Source organism: Pirellulales bacterium (assembly GCA_035499655.1).
In the GTDB taxonomy this organism is placed as follows: Bacteria; Planctomycetota; Planctomycetia; order Pirellulales; family JADZDJ01; genus DATJYL01.
The window spans coordinates 12,496-30,720 of the sequence record DATJYL010000116.1; the positions used below are offsets into that span (position 1 = coordinate 12,496).

An 18,225-nucleotide genomic window follows, 5' to 3' on the forward strand; every position below is an offset into this window, starting at 1 on the left:
TTGTAATAGTGACAATGCAATTTCCTCATGAACAATCTCCAGCCCACTTGCGATCCGCGGCACATCGAAGGCTGCCTGAACGATTCGCTTAGCGATGAGGAGCGATCGGCTTTTGAGGCGCATTTGGAAGTTTGCCCTGCCTGCCGGGCAGCGCTGGAATTAAGTGCGGGCCAGCCCGACGACTGGCAACGGATCCGCACATTTCTTAGCTCCGATCCGGCCTTACCGCTGCACGGCGCGCAATTGCACCGCGCGCATTCTGGATCGCTGTCCTCCGGCGAAGTGGGCCACAACCGTGCTGACTTACACAGCACCGATTCCGAAGCGGTCGAGGACGCTCAGCGTGAGGCTGTCGACAGCGTGCTATCCCACCTCGCTCCTACCGATGATCCACGCATGCTGGGCCGCTTAGGCGGTTATGAAATTGCCGGGGTCGTCGGCCGCGGCGGAATGGGCGTGGTGCTGAAGGCACTTGATCCGGCGCTCAACCGGTACGTGGCTATTAAAGTATTGGCTCCTCAATTGGCCACCAGCGGCGCCGCGCGCCAACGCTTTGCCCGTGAAGCCCGGGCGGCGGCTTCCGTCGTGCACGAAAATGTGGTGGCAATTCATGGCGTGGCCGATTCGGGACCTCTACCCTACTTTGTGATGCCGTATTTGCGCGGCTCGTCGCTGCAAAAACGGCTCGATGCCCATGGCCCGCTGGGCACATCCGAAATTTTGCGTGTGGCGGTGCAAATTGCCGCCGGCTTGTCCGCCGCCCACGCCCAAGGATTGGTGCATCGTGACATTAAACCCGCCAACATCATGTTGGAAGATGGCGTGGAGCGCTTGAAAATCACCGACTTCGGTCTGGCCCGCGCCGCCGATGACGCCAGCCTGACACGAACTGGCATCATTGCCGGCACGCCGCAGTTTATGTCGCCTGAGCAAGCCCGAGGCGAGCTGGTCGATTCGCGCAGCGATTTATTCAGCCTGGGGAGCGTGATGTACGCCATGTGCACGGGCCGACTGCCGTTTCGAGCCGAAACCAGTTATGGCACGTTGCAGCGCATTTGCGATGCACAGCCACAATCGATTAGCGAAATCAATCCGGAAATTCCGAGCTGGTTGGTCGCCGTGATTGGCCAACTGCACGAAAAAAATCCCGATGCGCGTTTTCAAACCGCCCAGGAAGTCACGCACTTGCTGGAGCAATGCTTGGCCCATTTGCGGCAGCCCGATGTTGTGCCGCTGCCGGCGGCGGTGATTAATTTAATTGAGCAATCTAAAAGAACCCCCACGCGGCGCGCCGCCGGGCACTACGCGTTCCATCTGCGGCGCGCCGCTTCTTTTCTTCTGTCCGACCGCATACGAGCGGTCTCCGTTGCAACTGCTACATGCGCGGCGGTTGCGTTCGTCACCGCCATTGCCATCCGTTGGTGGCCGAGCACAGAAACAGCTGTTTCGCCAGCGGCGCCAAGTTCTGTCGCGAATACTCCCGGTTCGGCGGCCACTGTGCCGGAATACGCCGACGAACCAATCAATCGTCAGCCAGGCAGCGCCGGTCCTTTCAGGCCGATATTCGTCACGCCCTCGGCAATCTGGAACGATGACGGTATCGCCAGCGAATTAAATCAATTGCAATCCGATATCAGCCGGTTGGAAAGCCGTCTGGAAGATCACCCACCCACACCTGAAAAAACTCGACAGGAGCGAAAACCATGAAATGTACACTTTCTTCCGTGGCTATGTTGGCGGTGTTCATGTACGGGCTGATGTGTGCGGCTTTTCTGTACGGTCAAGCTGAGGCGCCCAGCACTCCAGCGGTACCTCCGCCTCCGTCAGCCGCTGGTGCTTCTCAGGGGCGGCGTGCTCCCCATGCGACGGCAATCGTTACGCCTGGCGCACCCGCTGCCACTTCGGTGACGACGCCAGGATCGCCCGACGCAATTACGGGCGTCATCGTGTCAGGAACGCCAGACTCAATTCCGATCACAGTACGATCAAATGGCATGGTAACGCCTGAGGGAGAAAAACAAGAACTTAGGTTGTTCAAACTTTCGAACGCAGATGCCTCGGCGATTGTGCCTGAATTGGCAACGCTGTTCGCTGGGTTAACGCTTGTCCCCGACGCGCGTACGAATACACTTATTGTTCAAGGCACCCCCGAAGTTTTGGCCAAAGTCGAAAAGGTGATCCAACAACTCGATGCCCCCCAAGCTCAGTCTGGAACGGTCTCAAACAAGTCCGCGCATGGGAAGGCAGCGGTATCCAGCGCCAGTGCCGGATCGCAAAGCGAAAACCCCCAGATGAAATCGGGCACTGGCGGTGGCGGCGGCATTGGCGACGGCTTTTTTGGAGGCGGCGGCTCTGCCGGTGGAACCGGCGGTGGAGTGTGGCAATTCGCACCGCCGGAAGGCGCGACCGACGCCGCTGCCACATTCATCAATAACGGGCGGTTTGACCAAGCGCAACAGGCCGCCGAGCAAACGCGGCAATTCAAGCAGTTGATGGATAACCTATCGCAGCTAAAAGCTGTCATGAAAGGAGACGATCTGGCAACGCTGCAGCGCGCGGCGGAAGCAATGAAACGGGCCAATGAAGAAGCTCAACGGGCTAACGAAGACGCCCGTCGGGCAACCGAGGTTCTCAATCGCATTGAAGCGACGGCCCGCATGATTCGTGGCGAGGAAGAAGATACCGATCCCACGCCGCAGCGCAAGGCGGCCCTGGAACGCGATCAGGACACACTCAAGAAACTGCTTGATTCGCAATTCGACGACCAGCAAAAACGCGAATCGGACGAGCTCCAACAACTGCGCCAGCGTCTCGATAAACTGGAAAAGGAAATCAACGACCGCGCTGCAAACCGCGACAACATTATCAAGGGTCGTCTCAAAGAATTAACTTCTTCCGCCGCGGCCACGCCCAGTTTGCAGCCGGTGACGATCTTTACCTCGCCCAGCCTCACGTTGGAAAACGGCTCCGGCAGCGTACCGGTGCAAATCGAAACGAAAACGCCGGGGACCATTACCATTACTCGCCCAGCGCCGACCGAGCCTGCTTCGGCCGATTCGGCTCCCGCCGATGATGCAAAATAAATCGGCGAGCCGTTTTCCACTCCTTGCTTGATTGGTAGAATTGGATTGGGAACAGGCAATTCCTGTTTCGCAAAAGGCGCGATCGGCCTTTGAAAGGAAATCGAGCCTGTGCAATTGGCAAGGAGGTGTGGCATGTCACGATTCTCCGTTCTCGCCGCGGCGGTATGGGTGGCCATGTTGCCGACACCGGCCCCAGCTCAAGTGGCCGTGGGTCCGGGATTTGTGGTGGCGCCTTTTGTCCGCGTCCAATGGAATGGCCATCAGGTGCATGTCTGTGCGCCGTTTGTCAATCTGACCGTTGATTGGCCGGGCTGCTGCAGGTGCTGCGACTGCCGGCCCGCTTGCGCGGGCACGGAGGAAACATATAGCAGCCCCAGCGGCTATTCATACGACCATCCCACGCGTCAACAGTTGATGCAGGCTGCGACTAGATTGAACCAATCGCTGGAACAATTCCAAACCGCCGAGAGTTGGCAACGCTACTTGGCCGTGGCGCCCGACGAAGCGCTGTCGCCCGAACAGCTTGCCTCGGCAGATTCGCAAACCGTCGATCGCCTTGTCACCGTCTTGCACCATTTTGATGCAGCCAACCGCGACGAAAAAAACCGCGTCATCACCAGACTGCCCGATTTTCAACAAATGCACACGCTGCTGGCCAATTACGTGGCCCAGCAATCCAATTCGCAGCCGGCAACCGCAGAGCGTGCTTCCGTCGTCGCGGCTTCAGCAACCGCGCCAACACCTGCAACGGCAATACGCATGGGCTGGGCGGTCGATATCGCCAGAATGCCCGCAGCCGATGCGGTGCAGAAAATCATGGCCGAAACCATTGCTCAGCCCAGCACCATGAGACCGGCCGTTGAAGAATTGCCATCGCCACTGCCCAAACGCGGGATTTGATCAACGAGTCATGCACCGCTGGGCGTTGCGACGCAGAAATGGACATGTCGCATTTGTCGCGGTGAATGGGACGTCGCCTGCTGAACCTTGCTTCCGGAGGTTCTAAACAGGCCGCACGTCCTTCAATCACCGCAACAGAAATAAGAGGCCTGGGGCCGCCCTCGGGGGAGTGAGGGAGGAGCGTTAGGCAACAACGGCAGCCCCAGGCATGGTTCCAATGACATCTACTTCATTAATCAACTGCCGCACACCCGTGACGCGGCGACAACATTGATTACATAATTGTTTTTCGTAAAAGGTGTAAACCCGTCCAGTCAGCGTTACCACACCGGCCTCAGCTTTAACTTCCAAATAACGCAGAGCTGGAACGTGCTTAGCTTCCAAAAAGCGAATGACGCGAAGTTCTAACTCGCGGTCAGTTTGCGGCATAGCTTGCGAGTCGGGCATGGGAATTCGTCCTTGGACCGTTAAGGCACGTGAGGCACTTCAACTGACAGGCTAAACAATGCGCCGGAACCCCAACCGCTCTACAAAACTACTGATTCAGTCCACTACTTAGCCTGTAAGAAATTCCCGCCTTGTCCTCGCAACCGCTGGCTTCTCGGACCGTTCTCCTTTCTTATTTCGCTAACGTTTATCGTTAGACGATTGTTCATTTGCTTTGATGTGTTGCTAGTGTTTGCAATGTCCGTGCCAATTGCACTGCATCAGTTCCAAGGCACGTCGTGCATTTTTTGTGGATGGAACTAAGTGCCGTAGCAGCAATTGATTACTCGCCGAAAGAACTCGGCAGATAAGTTTTTTATCCAAGGTGGTTTTACCTTGGCGGCTATTTGCAGGCTGGAAATTGCCTGAAAAACAAGCAATGATTTGCCCGGTTGGCGTGCAGAAAAATCGGTAAAATCGCGCATTGTTAAGCTAGGTTAAGATGCCGGTTACCGAGCACTTTTTTGATTATTCTGCCAGCGATCGCAAGGGGGCGCGGCGTTGTTATAAGGAATCGGTTCATCACATTTCTAACATTTGGTTGATATGAGTGAGCAAGGGCATACATGACCGACCTCGGCGTGTGCCGAGCTACGACTGTTGAACGTCGCTTGTTGTGCGTGCGGTTGTGGATCTGGGCCACGGCCGATGATACCGACGCCAAGGCCAGAACTGCCACGCTATCGAGCGTTCAACGACGAAGTGCGTTTGTAGTAAGATGGAGTAAAATCCATGGGAGTGAGAACGAAGATTCTTGGCAAGCAACAGCTAGTCATTTATGGCAACATCTATCGATGAGGCGGACCACCGAAACTCCGCGCCTCTATTGCCGGATCAAGCAAATGGATTGTCGTCGAAACAGTGGTTGATCGCCGCTGGGAGTTTGGTGTTATTCGCGGTTGCCATACGATTGGTGTGGATCGATTTCGATCTTCCCCTGGCGCCCGACGTCGATGCCGGCAAATTTGTGGGTGAAGCAAATCGGATGGTGAGCACGGGCGATTATCGACCTCAAGATTTTCAATATCCAGGAGGGTACACCTATTTGTTGGCGCTCACTGATTGCATTGGTGGGTTGAAGACGGCGTACGCGGAAAACTTGTGCGCGCGATTGTGGAGTATGTCTTTGGACTTAGGAACGATCGTGCTGACAGGTTTAATGGCCTGGCGATTGGCCGGCCCATGCGCGGCGATCATTGCGCTGGGTTGGCTTGCCTGCTCAACCCTGAACATTGCGCTTTGCAGAACGGCCGGGCCGGACACCATGCTTGCGTTTTGGATGACCGCCGCATTCTGGCGATTGATTCAACCGAGGCTGAAATGGGGTAACATTTTGTTAGCCGGCACGTTTGTGGGTTTGGCTGTGGGAACCAAATTCAGCGGCCTATATGCCGCGGCTTGGCTGCCGATCGTCATTTGGATTGCAGCGGGCAAGCAAACTGGATTAGGAATGAGCTTCGTATATGTCGCCTCCGGTGTAGCCATCGGCGTGGCGGCGTTCTGGATCACCACGCCCTGGTTTTTTTCTTGCTGGTCTGAATATGCACAACGTTTTCATTTGGAAATGATCATTCAACAATCCGGCCAAATCGGCCGGGTACAGCTGGGCTACTGCGATTATTTGTGGTCGCCGACGGTGACGCCGGAGCAACCGTGGCTGGCGACTTCGCTGGCTTATGAATTAGGTCCTGTGTCGGCGGTGGTGTTAGCGGTTGCTGTGCTGGCCGCGCTGGCGTTGCGCGGCGGTTGGAAAGTTTTCGGACTGGCAATTTATGCCGTCTTGTTTGTGGCCTTGATATCGGGTCCCGGAAGAGTGAAGTTTTTACGGTTCTTGTTGCCCATGATGCCGGTATTCGCGGTGCTTACCGGATGGTTTTGCCAGCGTTATATTCTCCTGCCGTTGCGTCGCACGACTATTGCATGTGCGTGCATTTTGACGATTTGCTTGGCGGCTTTCCCGGCATGGAAGTCATTGACGTACGTGGCCAGCATGCGCGGGCCTTCCTCGGTGTCGTTGTGGCGCGAGTGGATGTCAGACCATGTGCTGGGGGGAAACAAAGTGTTTGTATCTCCGTTTTTTTTGGGTGACTACAGCGATCTGCCGTTTCAATTCGCCAGCTTGACCCGTGTTGGAATGCGGCAATACGACGTGCCTGCCGACGTGGGGCCCAGCCCTGAACGGCAGCCCTTGTATTATGCCGACCTGGTACGTCAGCTTCGCGCCAACCTGGTCAGCTACGTCGTGCTGAATTCCTACTTTGACGACGGCCTGGCCGCCACGCCGGAAAACGTGCGCTGGTTTCCCAAATCGGTGGAAAATTACGCGGCCTTTCGGGCGGCGCTGGCCCAGAATGGCGAAATGGCCACCAAAATCGACGGATTTGGTTCCGGCCGGTGCGGACCGACCATTGAGGTCTGGCATTTGAAAACAACATCTCATTAAGCGGGGGTGATTCACAGGCCAGATTGGGCCGTGAGACAAAAGTGACAAAACCAATGGGGTTCGCTCGAGAATTGCCGAGCGGCGGCGGGGAGTTTTGTCGCGAAAACACGGGAAATCGATTTTGGCTGCAAAAGTCGGCGAGTTTTGTTCCATTCATGGTGTGAATGCCGGACGGAATTTGGTGGCAAGTGGAAGGGGCAGCCTGGGTTGCGGCGGCGCGCGGCAAATGGACAAAAGTCGTGCAGAAAGCAGAAGGCAGAATGCAGAAGGCTGTACGCGGTGGTGGCGGGAGGGCGTGGTTTTTGGCCGGGCGCGACCGACGGTCGCGGCTTTCTGCGGTGCGGGAGCGTGGCGGTTTGTGGTCCGGGCACGTCGCGGCTAAACAACCGAGCAGGGCACGCTCGCCTGTCGGCGCGGGATTAAACGATCCGGCAGGCGGCACGCGCGGCGCAGCTAAACGCCGGCCGTTAGCATGCTAAACCGCAGGCGGGGCGCTTTCGCGCTTAACTACCACTGGACAGGGAATTGGCGATGGTGGTAAATGTGTTGTTGGCATTGGTGCCAATCGTACCGATCGCGCCCAAGCAAACCACGACAATCAGAGCCAGCATTACGGCGTATTCCACCGCGGTGGGACCATCTTCACGAACTAAAAAACGGCGAACCTTTTCAAAGCACTTCATTTGCCCCTCCAGGCCGGTGTTGGGCTCTCCGCGATTTTCAAGCCTGACGAACCGGCATGAGTCAATACGGATTTTGCCTAGGCAACGACACCGGCCGAATTGGACCGGCGGCTGGCCTGCAAGTGTGCTTAGACAATAACCCTGGGATGACGGACAACCATGGCGCCTTGCCTCGATCTGAGAGTTGTGCGCTGATTGCCCGCGGGGGCAGATTGCGTGCAACATCCCTTCGGTAGCTTGGCGATCCCGTGTGAACGGGACCCATCGCTTTGTGCCCCGGCCTTACGACCGGTTTACCTTTTTCGAGGATGCTCAAGGAGCTGCAGGCCGGACGGTTCGTCGCCGCCGGTGTGCCGGGCAGGTGATTGGGAAATGCGCCCGGCGTCGGAAGCGACGTTTTTCCACGGCCGGAAAGCCGTGTCACACGCCGGAGAAGTTTACGTTACGGGCCTTCTCCGCCTGTGCATTAAAAACTTATGCCAAATTTACACGATGTCAAATGTAAGAGCGTGTTCAAAAAGTTGCTTTTGGTGAAAGGATTCGCCAACTACCTAAGGCGTTGCTGGGCGGGCGGTATTAGGACTTCAGCTAACAAGTGCAGAGAGCTTTCACGAGGCTTCGGCTTCGCTATTCGCAGACGGCTAGAGCGCATCCCACGAATGTGTAGTGGAAGTAGTGGTCCCGGCGCGCCGGGATCCTCAGCGGCTGGGGACCCCGGCGCGCCGGGGCCGCTACATGATCGTGAGACAATCTCTAGCTCTAGATTCCCATGCAGAGAGGGAGAAAGTGCCCTAGGGTCTGGGAGCATTCAGGAGCATGGTCTTTCTGCGGTAGGGGTTGACAGTAGTCGTATCCCTGGTATGTTTTTGCTTATTGCAATTGAGACCCAATCTCAATTATGAATAGTTGTTCGGCCTGCCAGCCTAATGCGAACAGGCCGGACTCATTGGAAAGCACGTAAATCGGAGATATGCGATGAACTGTCAAAATAATGGCCGAGGAGGCTCTCGGATCGGATTCACGTTAGTGGAACTATTAGTGGTGATTGCCATCATTGGCATTTTGATTTCTATCTTACTGCCAGCGGTGCAGGCGGCTCGGGAAGCGGCCCGACGAACGCAGTGCAAAAACAATCTGAAACAATGCGGACTGGCTGTGGCCAATTATCAATTGGCGAAGAAGGTGTATCCGCCGTCGATGAATTGGAGTGGTGTGGTGGGAAATTCGGCGGATGATATTTCGGCATTTGCACGGATGTTGCCATATATGGAAGAAGGTCCATTGTACGGAAATTACACGGCGACCAGCACGGAAGATCAGACGATGCCCGACGGCACGCCGGTCATGAGCATTCGCATTGCCGCGTATATTTGTCCGTCGGATCTAAATGACATGATGAAAATGAATACCAACGGCACGCCAAATTCCTATCCTGCCAGCTACGGCATTAATCTTGGACCATGGCTGGTTTACGATCCCACGGGTCAGACAAAACCGCCAGGATCATTTTACCCGAACAGTCGGCTGATGCCGGCCAACTTTTCAGACGGCTTAAGCAAAACGCTGCTGGCGGCGGAAGTGAAAATGTGGAGCCCGTATTATTCCGGTGGGACCGTTACAGCGACTCTACCAACACAAACGAGCGACATCTGTGGATACGGCGGCTCGGCCAAAATGGGACCCAACGTTACCGATAACAAGGAACACACCGAATGGGGCGACGGCAAGTGTCAACAGACCGGGTTTACGACCACGTTCACGCCGAATACTTATGTTGCCTGCACCTACAATGGCGCTGTTTACGACGTCGATTATGTGAATTCCGCGGAAGGCAAATCGCTGACGGCGCCGACGTATGCGGCGATTACTTCGCGCAGTTATCACACCGGGCTGGTGAACGCGGTTTACATGGACGGTTCCGTGCATAGCGTGCCCGACAGCATTGACATCACCACGTGGCAGGCACTTAGCACCCGAGCCGGCGGGGAAACCGTGAACGGCAGCGTCATTCAATAGCCCCAGCTTATTGATGTGGAGGGTGCGGCGCAAAAAAACCGCGGTGTTCGTCGGCGACGAGCCAAGCGAATACCGCGGTGGAGCGTGGATAAAGTTGAGGGGGTTCAAAGCCCACGGGCTGCGACCCGTGGGCTTAGGGGGCATTGACGTTATTTGCTGTTTAGTTGGCGGCGGTGGTTTCCAGGGCGGCCCGATCGACCACGGCCGTGTTGTTGGATTTGTCGGATTCGATCACGGAGTTGTTCAGATCGACGCCGATGAACAACCGGGTGAAAGCAGTGGGCTTGCCATCTGTGCCGGTCAGCTTCATCGCCTTTTGCGGCAGCCGCAGGGTGACTTGCTTCACTTCGCCGGCGGCCAGGGACGGAACTTCAACGGCGGCCCGGGGAGCGTCGGCGGTTAGCTTTCCTGGGAATCCGGCGAATATGCCCACTTGGAACTTGCCGGCATCGGCGGATCCTTGATTGCGGAACTTCACCGTGTAAGCGGGGCCGGCGACCAACGTGGCCGGCGCGGCCAAGGTGACATCTTCCAGCACCAAGTCGATGCCGGAGGTTGTCGCCGGTGTGGTTGACGAATCGGGAGCCGCTGCCGTGGACGTCGATGGTGTGTCAGACGCGGGTGTGGTGGAATCACTGCTTGTTCCATCGGTTCCCGAGCTATCGCCAGCGCCGCCGCCGAACAGCGGGCCGGAGGAACTCGGATTCGGCTTGGTCGGCGTCGCCGGAGACGATGCGTTGCCTGAACTTTGTTGGGAAAGAGGGATTTTGTCGCGGGGAATTCTGGTCTGAGTTTGGTCAGCCAAGGGGATTTTTTTGGTGCCCAGGCCGGTGCTTTTGTCGCCGTAGCCGGCCGGTATTTTGCCGATGTCGATTTTTGAGTTCAGAACAGTTTGCGAGCTAGATGTCGAAGCTGAGGAACCGGTCGACGAGCTGCTGCCCGCCATCGCGCTTCCGGCCGCGGAACCGGCGTTCGGATTGCCAGAGGGCGTGCCGGCGCCTTTGACGGGATTTCCTAGCGGCCCACCATCTTGATACTGGCTGCCGGAACCGTTGGTGAGTTGATTTGGATCATTGGATGATGCTTGGGAAGGTAACGAGGCGATTGCATCGATACCGTTAGAGACTGCGTTGGCTAGTCCAGCAACCACCACAACGCCGCCCCCGGTCGCAACCCCGAGCCCTGCCACCACAAGCGAACCTTCGGCGGTGCCTGCAGCAACAGGATCACCTGGTTCGTCCATCATATTTTTGCTAACGATCGTCGGGCCAAAGCCAGTGGTCAGGTTTTTGTAAGAGGAACTGGTCGGGTTTGAAATCGTGCCCAGGGCAGGCGCGGCATTTTTGCTGATCGTCGGTGCGCCTTGAATTGGCGAAATGTTCGAGTTGCTTACTCGGCTGGTGAGGTTCGAAGAATTAATCGTCGGGGGATGGAAGGTGTGATTTTGAAAACTGCCAGAGCTGGCGCCGCTCATTCCACCACCCATGCCGCCGCCATGGCCGCCGGCCCACACGGTCTGCGGCAGAGTGAATGCTACGGTCGAAACGGCCACAATTGCTGTTCGGAAGTGTTTGCTGCAGGTTGTCATGATCGACGCTCGCTTTCTGGTTTTGAGAGTTTTTTAGGTCGCGTAATTTGCGGCCCTCTACCCAGTAAAGCGGGAAAGGAAAGCGTTTGTTACAAAGGATTTTTTGGCCGAGAAACGACCGCTGTTTCCGGCATGGAAGCGGCCAAAACGTCGCATTTGTTGCCGCCCTTGCAAATTCCAAGCCAACTGGTAAATTGGTGGCTTAAATTGTTGGCAATACTGAGGCTAGGATTTTTAGCAAACCTGCCCCGTTGACGGCGGCATCTATTGGCCTTGCCGGAAATAACGGTGGACAGGGTGGAGGTACATCCTCAAACAGATGGCCATTACCAAAGAGCGGAAGCAGGAACTAATCGGCAGTTACCGGCGCAAAAAGGACGATACGGGATCGCCGGAAATTCAGGTCGCACTGTTGACCACACGCATTGCAGAGTTGACGGAGCACTTGAAAGTGCATCCGAAAGACTACGCCAGCCGACGCGGCTTGTTGATGATGGTAGGTCGGCGACGGCGACTATTGGATTACCTGAAAACGGTTGATCCGCAGCGCTACCTGGACATTATTAAGCGGCTGGAGATTCGCAAGTAGCGAGTGCCGGCGGCGGTGTCTTCGGGTTTGAGTCTTCGGGTTCGAGCGCCAAAGTGCCTGGTGTCTGCTTCGCGCCAGTAAAGCCGCGTCAATGTTGCGCGCCGGGGTTCGTTGAACGGCCAAATCCCGAACACGCAGAGAACGAAACACCCAAATACTTCACACAGGAACGATCCATTGAAAGCTCGAGTAGAAAAGCAAATTGGAGACAGCGTATTTTCGATTGAAACAGGTTTTTTTGCCAAGCAGGCGGCAGGCAGTTGCCTGGTGCGGTACGGCGACACGGTGGTGATTGCGGCCGTGGCCAGCGGCCCGCCGCGCGCCGGGGGCGGTGATTTTTTTCCGCTCACTTGCGATTATCGCGAACGGACGGCAGCGGCGGGAAAATTTCCCGGCGGTTTTTTGAAACGGGAAGGCCGCCCAACGATGAAGGAAACGCTGACTGCGCGGCTGATGGACCGCCCCATTCGGCCGTTGTTTCCGACGGGATTTCTGGACGAGGTGCAGATTCAATCGTTTGTGCTGGCCAGCGACCGGCAAAATGATGGAGATGTGCTGGCGATGAACGGCGCTTCGGCGGCTCTGGCGCTTTCGCCGCTGCCGTTTCAAGGCCCGTTGGGTTCGGTGCGATTGGGCATGATCGACGGCAAGTTTGTGCCGTTCCCGACGCACGATCAACTGGAAGAAAGCGAGCTGGACCTAATCGTTTCGGGCAGTCGCGACGCGGTGCTGATGATCGAAGGTTTTGCCCGCGAAATGCCGGAGGAACAAATGGCGGCGGCATTGGCGGAGGCGCATCGCATCATCAAAGAAATTGTGGCGTTGCAGGAAGAATTGTGCGCCAAAGCACAAGTGCAGAAGGCGGAGTTTGTCGAGCCTGCCGACGACGGCATTTACAACAAAATCAAGGCGCAATACTACAACGACTTCAAAACCGCAAAGCAAACGGTGGGGAAGCAAAATCGTGCGGCGGCGGTCAGTGAATTGAAGGAGAAGGCGAAAGCCGCTTTGATTCCTGATGCGACGGCCGAAGGGGCGATTGATGGGGCGGCCTTTGACACGGCCTGGCACAAATTGGAAGAGCGCGTGGTCCGCGATCTCATTCTTTCCGGTACTCGGGCAGATGGCCGCGACCACAAAACGCTGCGCGACATTGAATGCGTAATCGACGTGCTGCCGCGGGTTCACGGTTCGGCGGTGTTCCAGCGTGGCGAAACGCAGGCGCTAATTACCGTTACGCTGGGCACCAGCAAGGACGAGCAGCGCGTGGATGGACTGTTCGAGGAATACGCGAAAAAATTCATGCTGGATTATTATTTCCCGCCGTTTTCGGTGGGCGAAGTCAAGCGCATCACTGGCCCTGGCCGCCGAGAAATTGGCCACGGGGCGCTGGCGGAACGGAGCGTAAAGCCGGTGCTGCCCGACCCGGACGATTTTCCGTACACCGTGCGGGTGATGTCCGACATATTCGAATCGAACGGTTCCAGTTCGATGGCCAGTGTGTGCGGAGCGACGCTGGGATTAATGGCGGCCGGCGTGCCGATCAGCAACCCGGTGGCGGGCATTTCCATCGGCTTGGTGAAGGACTCGGACACCCAATGGATTTTGCTGACGGATATTATCGGCGATGAGGATCACTTCGGCGACATGGATTTCAAAGTGGCCGGCACGCAAAAGGGGATCACGGGGATTCAGCTCGATTTGAAAATCAACGGCATTAGCCAGCAAATTATCGAAGGGACGCTCCAGCAGGCGCGAGAGGCGCGGATTCAGATATTGCGGAAAATGTTGACGGCCATTCCGCGGCCACGGACCGACATTTCGCCCACCGCGCCGCGGCTGTTGCGCACGAAGATCGATCCGGAAAAGATCGGTGCGCTGATTGGCCCGGGCGGCAAAACCATCCGCGGCATTCAGGAGCGGACCGGCGCGGTCATCGAAGTGGACGACGACGGCACCGTGATTGTGGCCAGCGACGATGCGGCCAGCGCTAAGGCGGCCATGGAAGCGGTGGAATCGCTGACGGCTTCAGTGCAAATCGGCCGGATTTACGAAGGCCGCGTGACCAGCATCAAAGATTTCGGCGCGTTTGTGGAAATTCTGCCCGGCAAGGATGGGCTGTGCCACATTAGCGAACTGTCGGACGAATTTGTGCGCAGCGTGGGCGACGTGGTGAAGATGGGCGAATTTATCCAGGTGAAAGTGATCGCCGTGGACGACCAAGACCGCGTGAAGCTGAGCCGGAAGCAGGCCCTGCGAGAGCTGGGCCAAGCGCCAGCCGGCGGGAACGGGCATGGCGGCCAAGGGGGCGAAGAACCGCAGAGACGCAGAGACGCAGAGCGGAGTTGAATGTGGCGGCCGGTCGGTAGCGGTGAATGACGAATGTCTAATGACGAATGATCAATGAATGACGAAATTCCAATGACCAAGGTGCGTCGGCTCAACCGGCCATTGGTAGATGGGACATTGGTTATTCATTTGTCCTTCTAGCTTCGTCATTATCCTGATTCCATGCTCGAACCGGCAAAATCTTCTGGTCCGTCTGGCGATTCTGCCCGCAGCGCGGCGGATCAGTACACGGAATTAGCGGCGTTGGCCGGAGGGTTGGCACACGAGATTAAAAATCCGCTATCGACCATTCGGCTGAACATGGAGTTGTTGGCGGAAGATTTGGCGGAATCGCCGGACCATAGCGCTCGACGGGCGCTGGCCAAAGTTCAGCTGGTGCAAAGCGAATGCACGCGGCTGGAGAATTTGCTGAACGATTTTTTGCGGTTTGCGCGATTGGGTCAGCTCAATTTGCAGCCGGCGGATTTGAATGCGGAAGTGGCGCGCGCTTTGGATTTTTATCAGCCGCAAGCGGACGAGGCGCAGATCGACATTATCCGATATTTCGACCCTGAGTTGCCGGCCGTGCAGTTGGATAAGGAAACCTTTCAAGCGGCGCTATTGAATTTGATATTGAATGCCCAGCAGGCGATGCCCGGCGGCGGGCAGTTGGTGGTGCGAACCCGCGAAATGCCTGGGGCGGTGCTGCTGGATTTGATCGATACCGGCGGCGGCATGGAGCCGGAAGTGCAGCAGCACATTTTCGAGGCGTTTTATTCCACCAAGTCCGGCGGCAGCGGATTGGGTTTGCCGACGGCGAAAAAAATCGTCGAAGCCCACGGCGGACGCATGGCCATGGAAAGCGAAGTTGGGCGGGGCACGAAATTCACGATTGTCTTGCCGACGCCGGCGCGGCTGGGGGCGGTAGGCAGTTGAGAGAAAAAGGGTTGTGGCGGGTCGCGTTGGGCATCGCTTTTCTATTACCCCACGGCAGACACTAGGCACCGGCTACCTTCACCCGGTATCATCGCGGCCATGACTCCTGCTGCCGAAGTTGACGCTGCGGCCATCAAGGCCGCCGACATTCACGTGCTGATTGTCGATAACGACGCCGCGCACGCTCATACCGTGGCCGAAAGCCTGCAGCGCGTGGGCTTTGGTTGCGAAGTGGCCACCAGCGGCACGCAAGGCGTACAAATGATTGGAAACAACTCGTACGACGTGGTCATCACCGATTTGAAAATGACCGACATTGACGGCTTGGAAGTGCTGAAGCGGACCAAGCAATCGCTACCGGAGGCAGAGGTGATTTTGGCCACAGGGCACGGCACTGTGGCGTCGGCCGTTTCGGCCATGCAACAGGGAGCGTTCAATTACTTGCAAAAGCCGCTTGATCTGGCCCAACTGCGGGTGGTGGCGGAGAAGGCGGCGGAATCGGCCCGGCTGCGAAAAACCAACGAGGAACTGAACCGCCGGCTGGACGAGAAATTCGGCTTCGAAGGGGTCGTCGGTTCCAGTCCGCAGATGAACGCGGTCATCGAGCGGTTGCGGCGGATTGCACCGACCGACGCCAGCGTGCTGATCACCGGCGAAACCGGCACAGGCAAGGAGTTGGTGGCGCAGGCGATTCATCAAAACAGTCCGCGGAAAGCAAAACCGTTTGTGGCGCTGAACTGCGCGGCGCTCAGCGAGAACATTTTGGAAAGCGAATTGTTTGGGCACGTGAAAGGGGCTTTCACCGATGCTTCGACCGACCGGGTGGGGAAGTTCGAATACGCCCACGGCGGGACGTTGTTTTTGGACGAAGTGGGCGACATGCCGCCGCCGACGCAAATTAAGCTGTTGCGGGTGCTGGAAAGCGGGGAAATTACCCGAGTCGGCAGCAACGATCCGATTAAAGTCAATGTTCGCATTTTGTCGGCGACCAATCAGAATTTGGAAGACGCGATTGCCGGGGGCACATTTCGCAGCGATTTATACCACCGGCTGAAAGTGGTAACCATTTCGCTACCGCGGTTAGTTGATCGGGCGCAAGATATTCCGCTACTGATCGAGCACTTCATCAGGCAATTTGCCAAGCGGCATCACAAGCAAATCAAAAGCATGTCGCCGACGGCGCGGATTAAGTTGATGAGCTACAACTGGCCGGGCAACGTGCGGGAATTACGCAACACCATCGAAAGCATGATCGTGGTCGATTTCGACGGCGTGCTGGATGTGGACGATTTGCCGATGGAATTTGCGGGACAAACCGCTGCAGGGGGAACAGCCGGCGGGGCGGCAAGCGGCGGCAGCGAAAACATGGCCGCAGCCGGAATCATGTCGCTGGTGGGCAAGCCGCTGGAGGAAATTGAGAAAATTGTCATTGCCGAAACGCTCAAGCTGACCGGCGGAAATCGCGAGCAGGCGGCGGAAATGCTGGGGATGGGGGAACGGACGCTGTACCGGAAGATTAAAGAATACGGACTTTGATCCCAAGCCGACGCCTTGGGCTTGGGAAACCGATCGCAAGTGATCGGCTTGGATGGAAAGTATGGAAACATGCCGCTGATTCGCGAATTATCGCCGAGTGTGGTCAACAAAATCGCCGCGGGCGAAGTGATTGAACGGCCGGCCAGCGTCGTGAAAGAATTGTTGGAAAATGCTGTCGACGCAGGGGCCACGCGCATTGACGTGACGGTGGAGCAGGGGGGCGCGGAGCTGGTGCGCGTGGTCGACAACGGCTGCGGCATTACGGCTGAGCAGTTGCCGCTGGCGGTGGTGGCGCACGCCACCAGCAAAATTGCCGATGCGGACGATTTATTCCGGGTGGGGACGCTTGGTTTTCGCGGCGAGGCGCTGGCTTCGATTGCGGAAGTAAGTCGCCTGGTGCTGCGGAGCCGACCGGCGGAAGCTGAAGCCGGCGCGGAAATTGTCGTGAGCGGCGGACATGCCGAGCCGGTCGCGCCGTGCGGCTGTCCGGTGGGCACGGCCATCGAAGTTCACCATTTGTTTTTCAATACGCCGGTGCGGCGGAAGTTTTTACGCACCGCTCAGACCGAGATGGGGCACGCCGGTGAGGCGTTTACGCGGGTGGCGCTGGCGTTTCCGCAGATACATTTCACGCTGCGGCAAAATGAGAAGACGATTTATGATTTGCCGCCGGTGACTGCTTGGAGCGAGCGGATTGCGGCCGTGTTTGGCGGCGAACTGGCCGATGCGCTGATTCCGGTAGAAAGTGCGGATGGCGAGGTGCGGCTGACAGGTTATGCGGCCCATCCCAGCCAAACGCGCAGCCATCCGCGGATGCAATACGTGCTGTTGAATGGCCGGGCCATTCGGGACCGGGCGTTACAACACGCCTTGAGCGAGGCGTATCGGGGACTGGTTTTGAGCGGACGTTACCCGATCGCTTTTTTGCGGATCGAAATGCCGCCGGAAGCGGTCGACGTAAATGTGCATCCTACGAAGTTGGAAGTGCGATTTGCCGATTCCGGCCGGTTGTACAGCCAATTGTTGGGCACGCTGCGGACGAAATTTTTGACAGTGGATTTGAACACGAAGTTGCGTCCGACAGTAGCAGCGGAAACACGGTGGGGAATGGAGCCAAGGGCGAGCGAGGACCCGACGGCGGCAATCGATGAATTACAGGCCCAGCGGCAGCGCGAGGAATTGGTGGCGTGGGCCAAAGGAGAATTGGCGGGGCAGGGGAGAGGTCAGTGGCCAGTGGTTAGCGATCAGTCAGACAGCGGCAGCGAGCGGAAGCCGTTGGAGTTGGTGCGGATTGAGCGGCCTGTGCTACAACCGGCGAAGTCCAATCGAACCGCGGAGCAAGCTCCGCGGGCAAGTGGCGAAATAGCGGCGACAACGCAGCCGGGGGCAAACTTGCCTGTGCCGAACTCGCGATTCACAGGTTCGCACGGTGTGCCGGCGATGCAGGTTCATAATCGCTACTTGATTGCCGAGAGCGACGAGGGAGTGGTGGTGATCGATCAGCATGCGCTGCACGAGCGGATTTTGTACGAACAGTTGCGGGAGCGGGTGCTGGCCGGTTCATTGGAAACACAGCGGTTGTTGGTTCCGGAAGCGGTAGATTTGAGTCCGGCGGAAGCGGCCGCCGCGCTGGGCAA

General features: G+C 57.3%; 14 protein-coding genes and 1 riboswitch. Of the genes, 10 read left to right on the top strand and 4 right to left on the bottom strand.

Annotation, left to right across the window (positions count from 1 at the left end):
* Positions 1-27: 27 nt before the first annotated feature.
* From VMJ32_08430 to VMJ32_08440, 3 genes are all read left to right on the top strand, one after another.
* Positions 28-1,707, top strand: coding sequence for a protein kinase (locus VMJ32_08430; protein HTQ39041.1), 1,680 nt, complete (start codon positions 28-30; stop codon positions 1,705-1,707).
* Entirely contained in the window at positions 1,704-3,083 is a 1,380-nt protein-coding gene (locus VMJ32_08435; protein HTQ39042.1) for a secretin N-terminal domain-containing protein, read from the top strand. Before VMJ32_08430 ends, VMJ32_08435 begins: the two co-directional genes overlap by 4 nt.
* Before the next feature lie 132 nt (positions 3,084-3,215).
* Positions 3,216-3,983 carry a hypothetical protein gene (locus VMJ32_08440; GenBank protein HTQ39043.1) on the top strand — a complete coding sequence of 256 codons (768 nt, stop codon included), beginning with the start codon at positions 3,216-3,218 and terminating at the stop codon, positions 3,981-3,983.
* Positions 3,984-4,166: 183 nt separating this feature from the next.
* Here VMJ32_08440 and VMJ32_08445 read toward each other — a convergent pair whose 3' ends face one another.
* Together VMJ32_08445 and VMJ32_08450 are read right to left on the bottom strand one after the other, a co-directional pair.
* On the bottom strand, positions 4,167-4,430 hold the full coding sequence (locus tag VMJ32_08445; GenBank protein ID HTQ39044.1) for a BON domain-containing protein: 264 nt from the start codon (positions 4,428-4,430) through the stop codon (positions 4,167-4,169).
* 299 nt (positions 4,431-4,729) lie between these two features.
* A complete protein-coding gene (locus VMJ32_08450; GenBank protein ID HTQ39045.1) occupies positions 4,730-4,894 on the bottom strand; it encodes a hypothetical protein in 165 nt (54 codons plus the stop codon).
* Positions 4,895-5,247: 353 nt separating this feature from the next.
* Between VMJ32_08450 and VMJ32_08455 the strand changes: the two genes are divergently transcribed.
* Positions 5,248-6,912: a phospholipid carrier-dependent glycosyltransferase gene (locus tag VMJ32_08455; protein ID HTQ39046.1), complete on the top strand. Its 1,665-nt coding sequence runs from the start codon at positions 5,248-5,250 to the stop codon at positions 6,910-6,912.
* Positions 6,913-7,415: 503 nt separating this feature from the next.
* Here VMJ32_08455 and VMJ32_08460 read toward each other — a convergent pair.
* Positions 7,416-7,595 carry a Flp family type IVb pilin gene (locus VMJ32_08460; GenBank protein HTQ39047.1) on the bottom strand — a complete coding sequence of 60 codons (180 nt, stop codon included), beginning with the start codon at positions 7,593-7,595 and terminating at the stop codon, positions 7,416-7,418.
* A gap of 228 nt (positions 7,596-7,823) precedes the next feature.
* Positions 7,824-7,903: riboswitch (cyclic di-GMP riboswitch) on the bottom strand.
* A gap of 667 nt (positions 7,904-8,570) precedes the next feature.
* Between VMJ32_08460 and VMJ32_08465 the strand changes: the two genes are divergently transcribed.
* Positions 8,571-9,611 carry a DUF1559 domain-containing protein gene (locus tag VMJ32_08465; protein HTQ39048.1) on the top strand — a complete coding sequence of 347 codons (1,041 nt, stop codon included), beginning with the start codon at positions 8,571-8,573 and terminating at the stop codon, positions 9,609-9,611.
* A gap of 160 nt (positions 9,612-9,771) precedes the next feature.
* On the opposite strand, the gene VMJ32_08470 is transcribed toward VMJ32_08465, so the two are convergent.
* Complete coding sequence (locus tag VMJ32_08470; GenBank protein HTQ39049.1) at positions 9,772-11,199, bottom strand: CARDB domain-containing protein; 1,428 nt, start codon at positions 11,197-11,199, stop codon at positions 9,772-9,774.
* Positions 11,200-11,518: 319 nt separating this feature from the next.
* On the opposite strand from VMJ32_08470, the gene rpsO reads away from it, so the two are divergent.
* From rpsO to mutL, 5 genes are all read left to right on the top strand, one after another.
* Positions 11,519-11,788, top strand: coding sequence for a 30S ribosomal protein S15 (gene rpsO / locus VMJ32_08475; GenBank protein ID HTQ39050.1), 270 nt, complete (start codon positions 11,519-11,521; stop codon positions 11,786-11,788).
* A gap of 177 nt (positions 11,789-11,965) precedes the next feature.
* Positions 11,966-14,137 carry a polyribonucleotide nucleotidyltransferase gene (gene pnp / locus VMJ32_08480; GenBank protein HTQ39051.1) on the top strand — a complete coding sequence of 724 codons (2,172 nt, stop codon included), beginning with the start codon at positions 11,966-11,968 and terminating at the stop codon, positions 14,135-14,137.
* Positions 14,138-14,299: 162 nt separating this feature from the next.
* Positions 14,300-15,052 (top strand): ATP-binding protein, encoded by a 753-nt coding sequence (locus VMJ32_08485; GenBank protein HTQ39052.1) that lies wholly within the window; start codon positions 14,300-14,302, stop codon positions 15,050-15,052.
* A 99-nt stretch (positions 15,053-15,151) separates the two neighbouring features.
* Entirely contained in the window at positions 15,152-16,588 is a 1,437-nt protein-coding gene (locus VMJ32_08490) for a sigma-54 dependent transcriptional regulator (protein ID HTQ39053.1), read from the top strand.
* A 69-nt stretch (positions 16,589-16,657) separates the two neighbouring features.
* Positions 16,658-18,225, top strand: a 1,568-nt coding sequence (gene mutL / locus VMJ32_08495) for a DNA mismatch repair endonuclease MutL (GenBank protein ID HTQ39054.1), incomplete at its 3' end; no start/stop codon positions are given.

Bases quoted from the DNA above. Each gene is read 5' to 3' on its own strand.
- VMJ32_08430 (HTQ39041.1), top strand. From the start codon at position 28: ATGAACAATCTCCAGCCCACTTGCGATCCGCGGCACATCGAAGGCTGC.
- VMJ32_08435 (HTQ39042.1), top strand. From the start codon at position 1,704: ATGAAATGTACACTTTCTTCCGTGGCTATGTTGGCGGTGTTCATGTAC.
- VMJ32_08440 (HTQ39043.1), top strand. From the start codon at position 3,216: ATGTCACGATTCTCCGTTCTCGCCGCGGCGGTATGGGTGGCCATGTTG.
- VMJ32_08445 (HTQ39044.1), bottom strand. From the start codon at position 4,430: ATGCCCGACTCGCAAGCTATGCCGCAAACTGACCGCGAGTTAGAACTT.
- VMJ32_08450 (HTQ39045.1), bottom strand. From the start codon at position 4,894: ATGCGCGATTTTACCGATTTTTCTGCACGCCAACCGGGCAAATCATTG.
- VMJ32_08455 (HTQ39046.1), top strand. From the start codon at position 5,248: ATGGCAACATCTATCGATGAGGCGGACCACCGAAACTCCGCGCCTCTA.
- VMJ32_08460 (HTQ39047.1), bottom strand. From the start codon at position 7,595: ATGAAGTGCTTTGAAAAGGTTCGCCGTTTTTTAGTTCGTGAAGATGGT.
- VMJ32_08465 (HTQ39048.1), top strand. From the start codon at position 8,571: ATGAACTGTCAAAATAATGGCCGAGGAGGCTCTCGGATCGGATTCACG.
- VMJ32_08470 (HTQ39049.1), bottom strand. From the start codon at position 11,199: ATGACAACCTGCAGCAAACACTTCCGAACAGCAATTGTGGCCGTTTCG.
- rpsO (HTQ39050.1), top strand. From the start codon at position 11,519: ATGGCCATTACCAAAGAGCGGAAGCAGGAACTAATCGGCAGTTACCGG.
- VMJ32_08485 (HTQ39052.1), top strand. From the start codon at position 14,300: ATGCTCGAACCGGCAAAATCTTCTGGTCCGTCTGGCGATTCTGCCCGC.
- VMJ32_08490 (HTQ39053.1), top strand. From the start codon at position 15,152: ATGACTCCTGCTGCCGAAGTTGACGCTGCGGCCATCAAGGCCGCCGAC.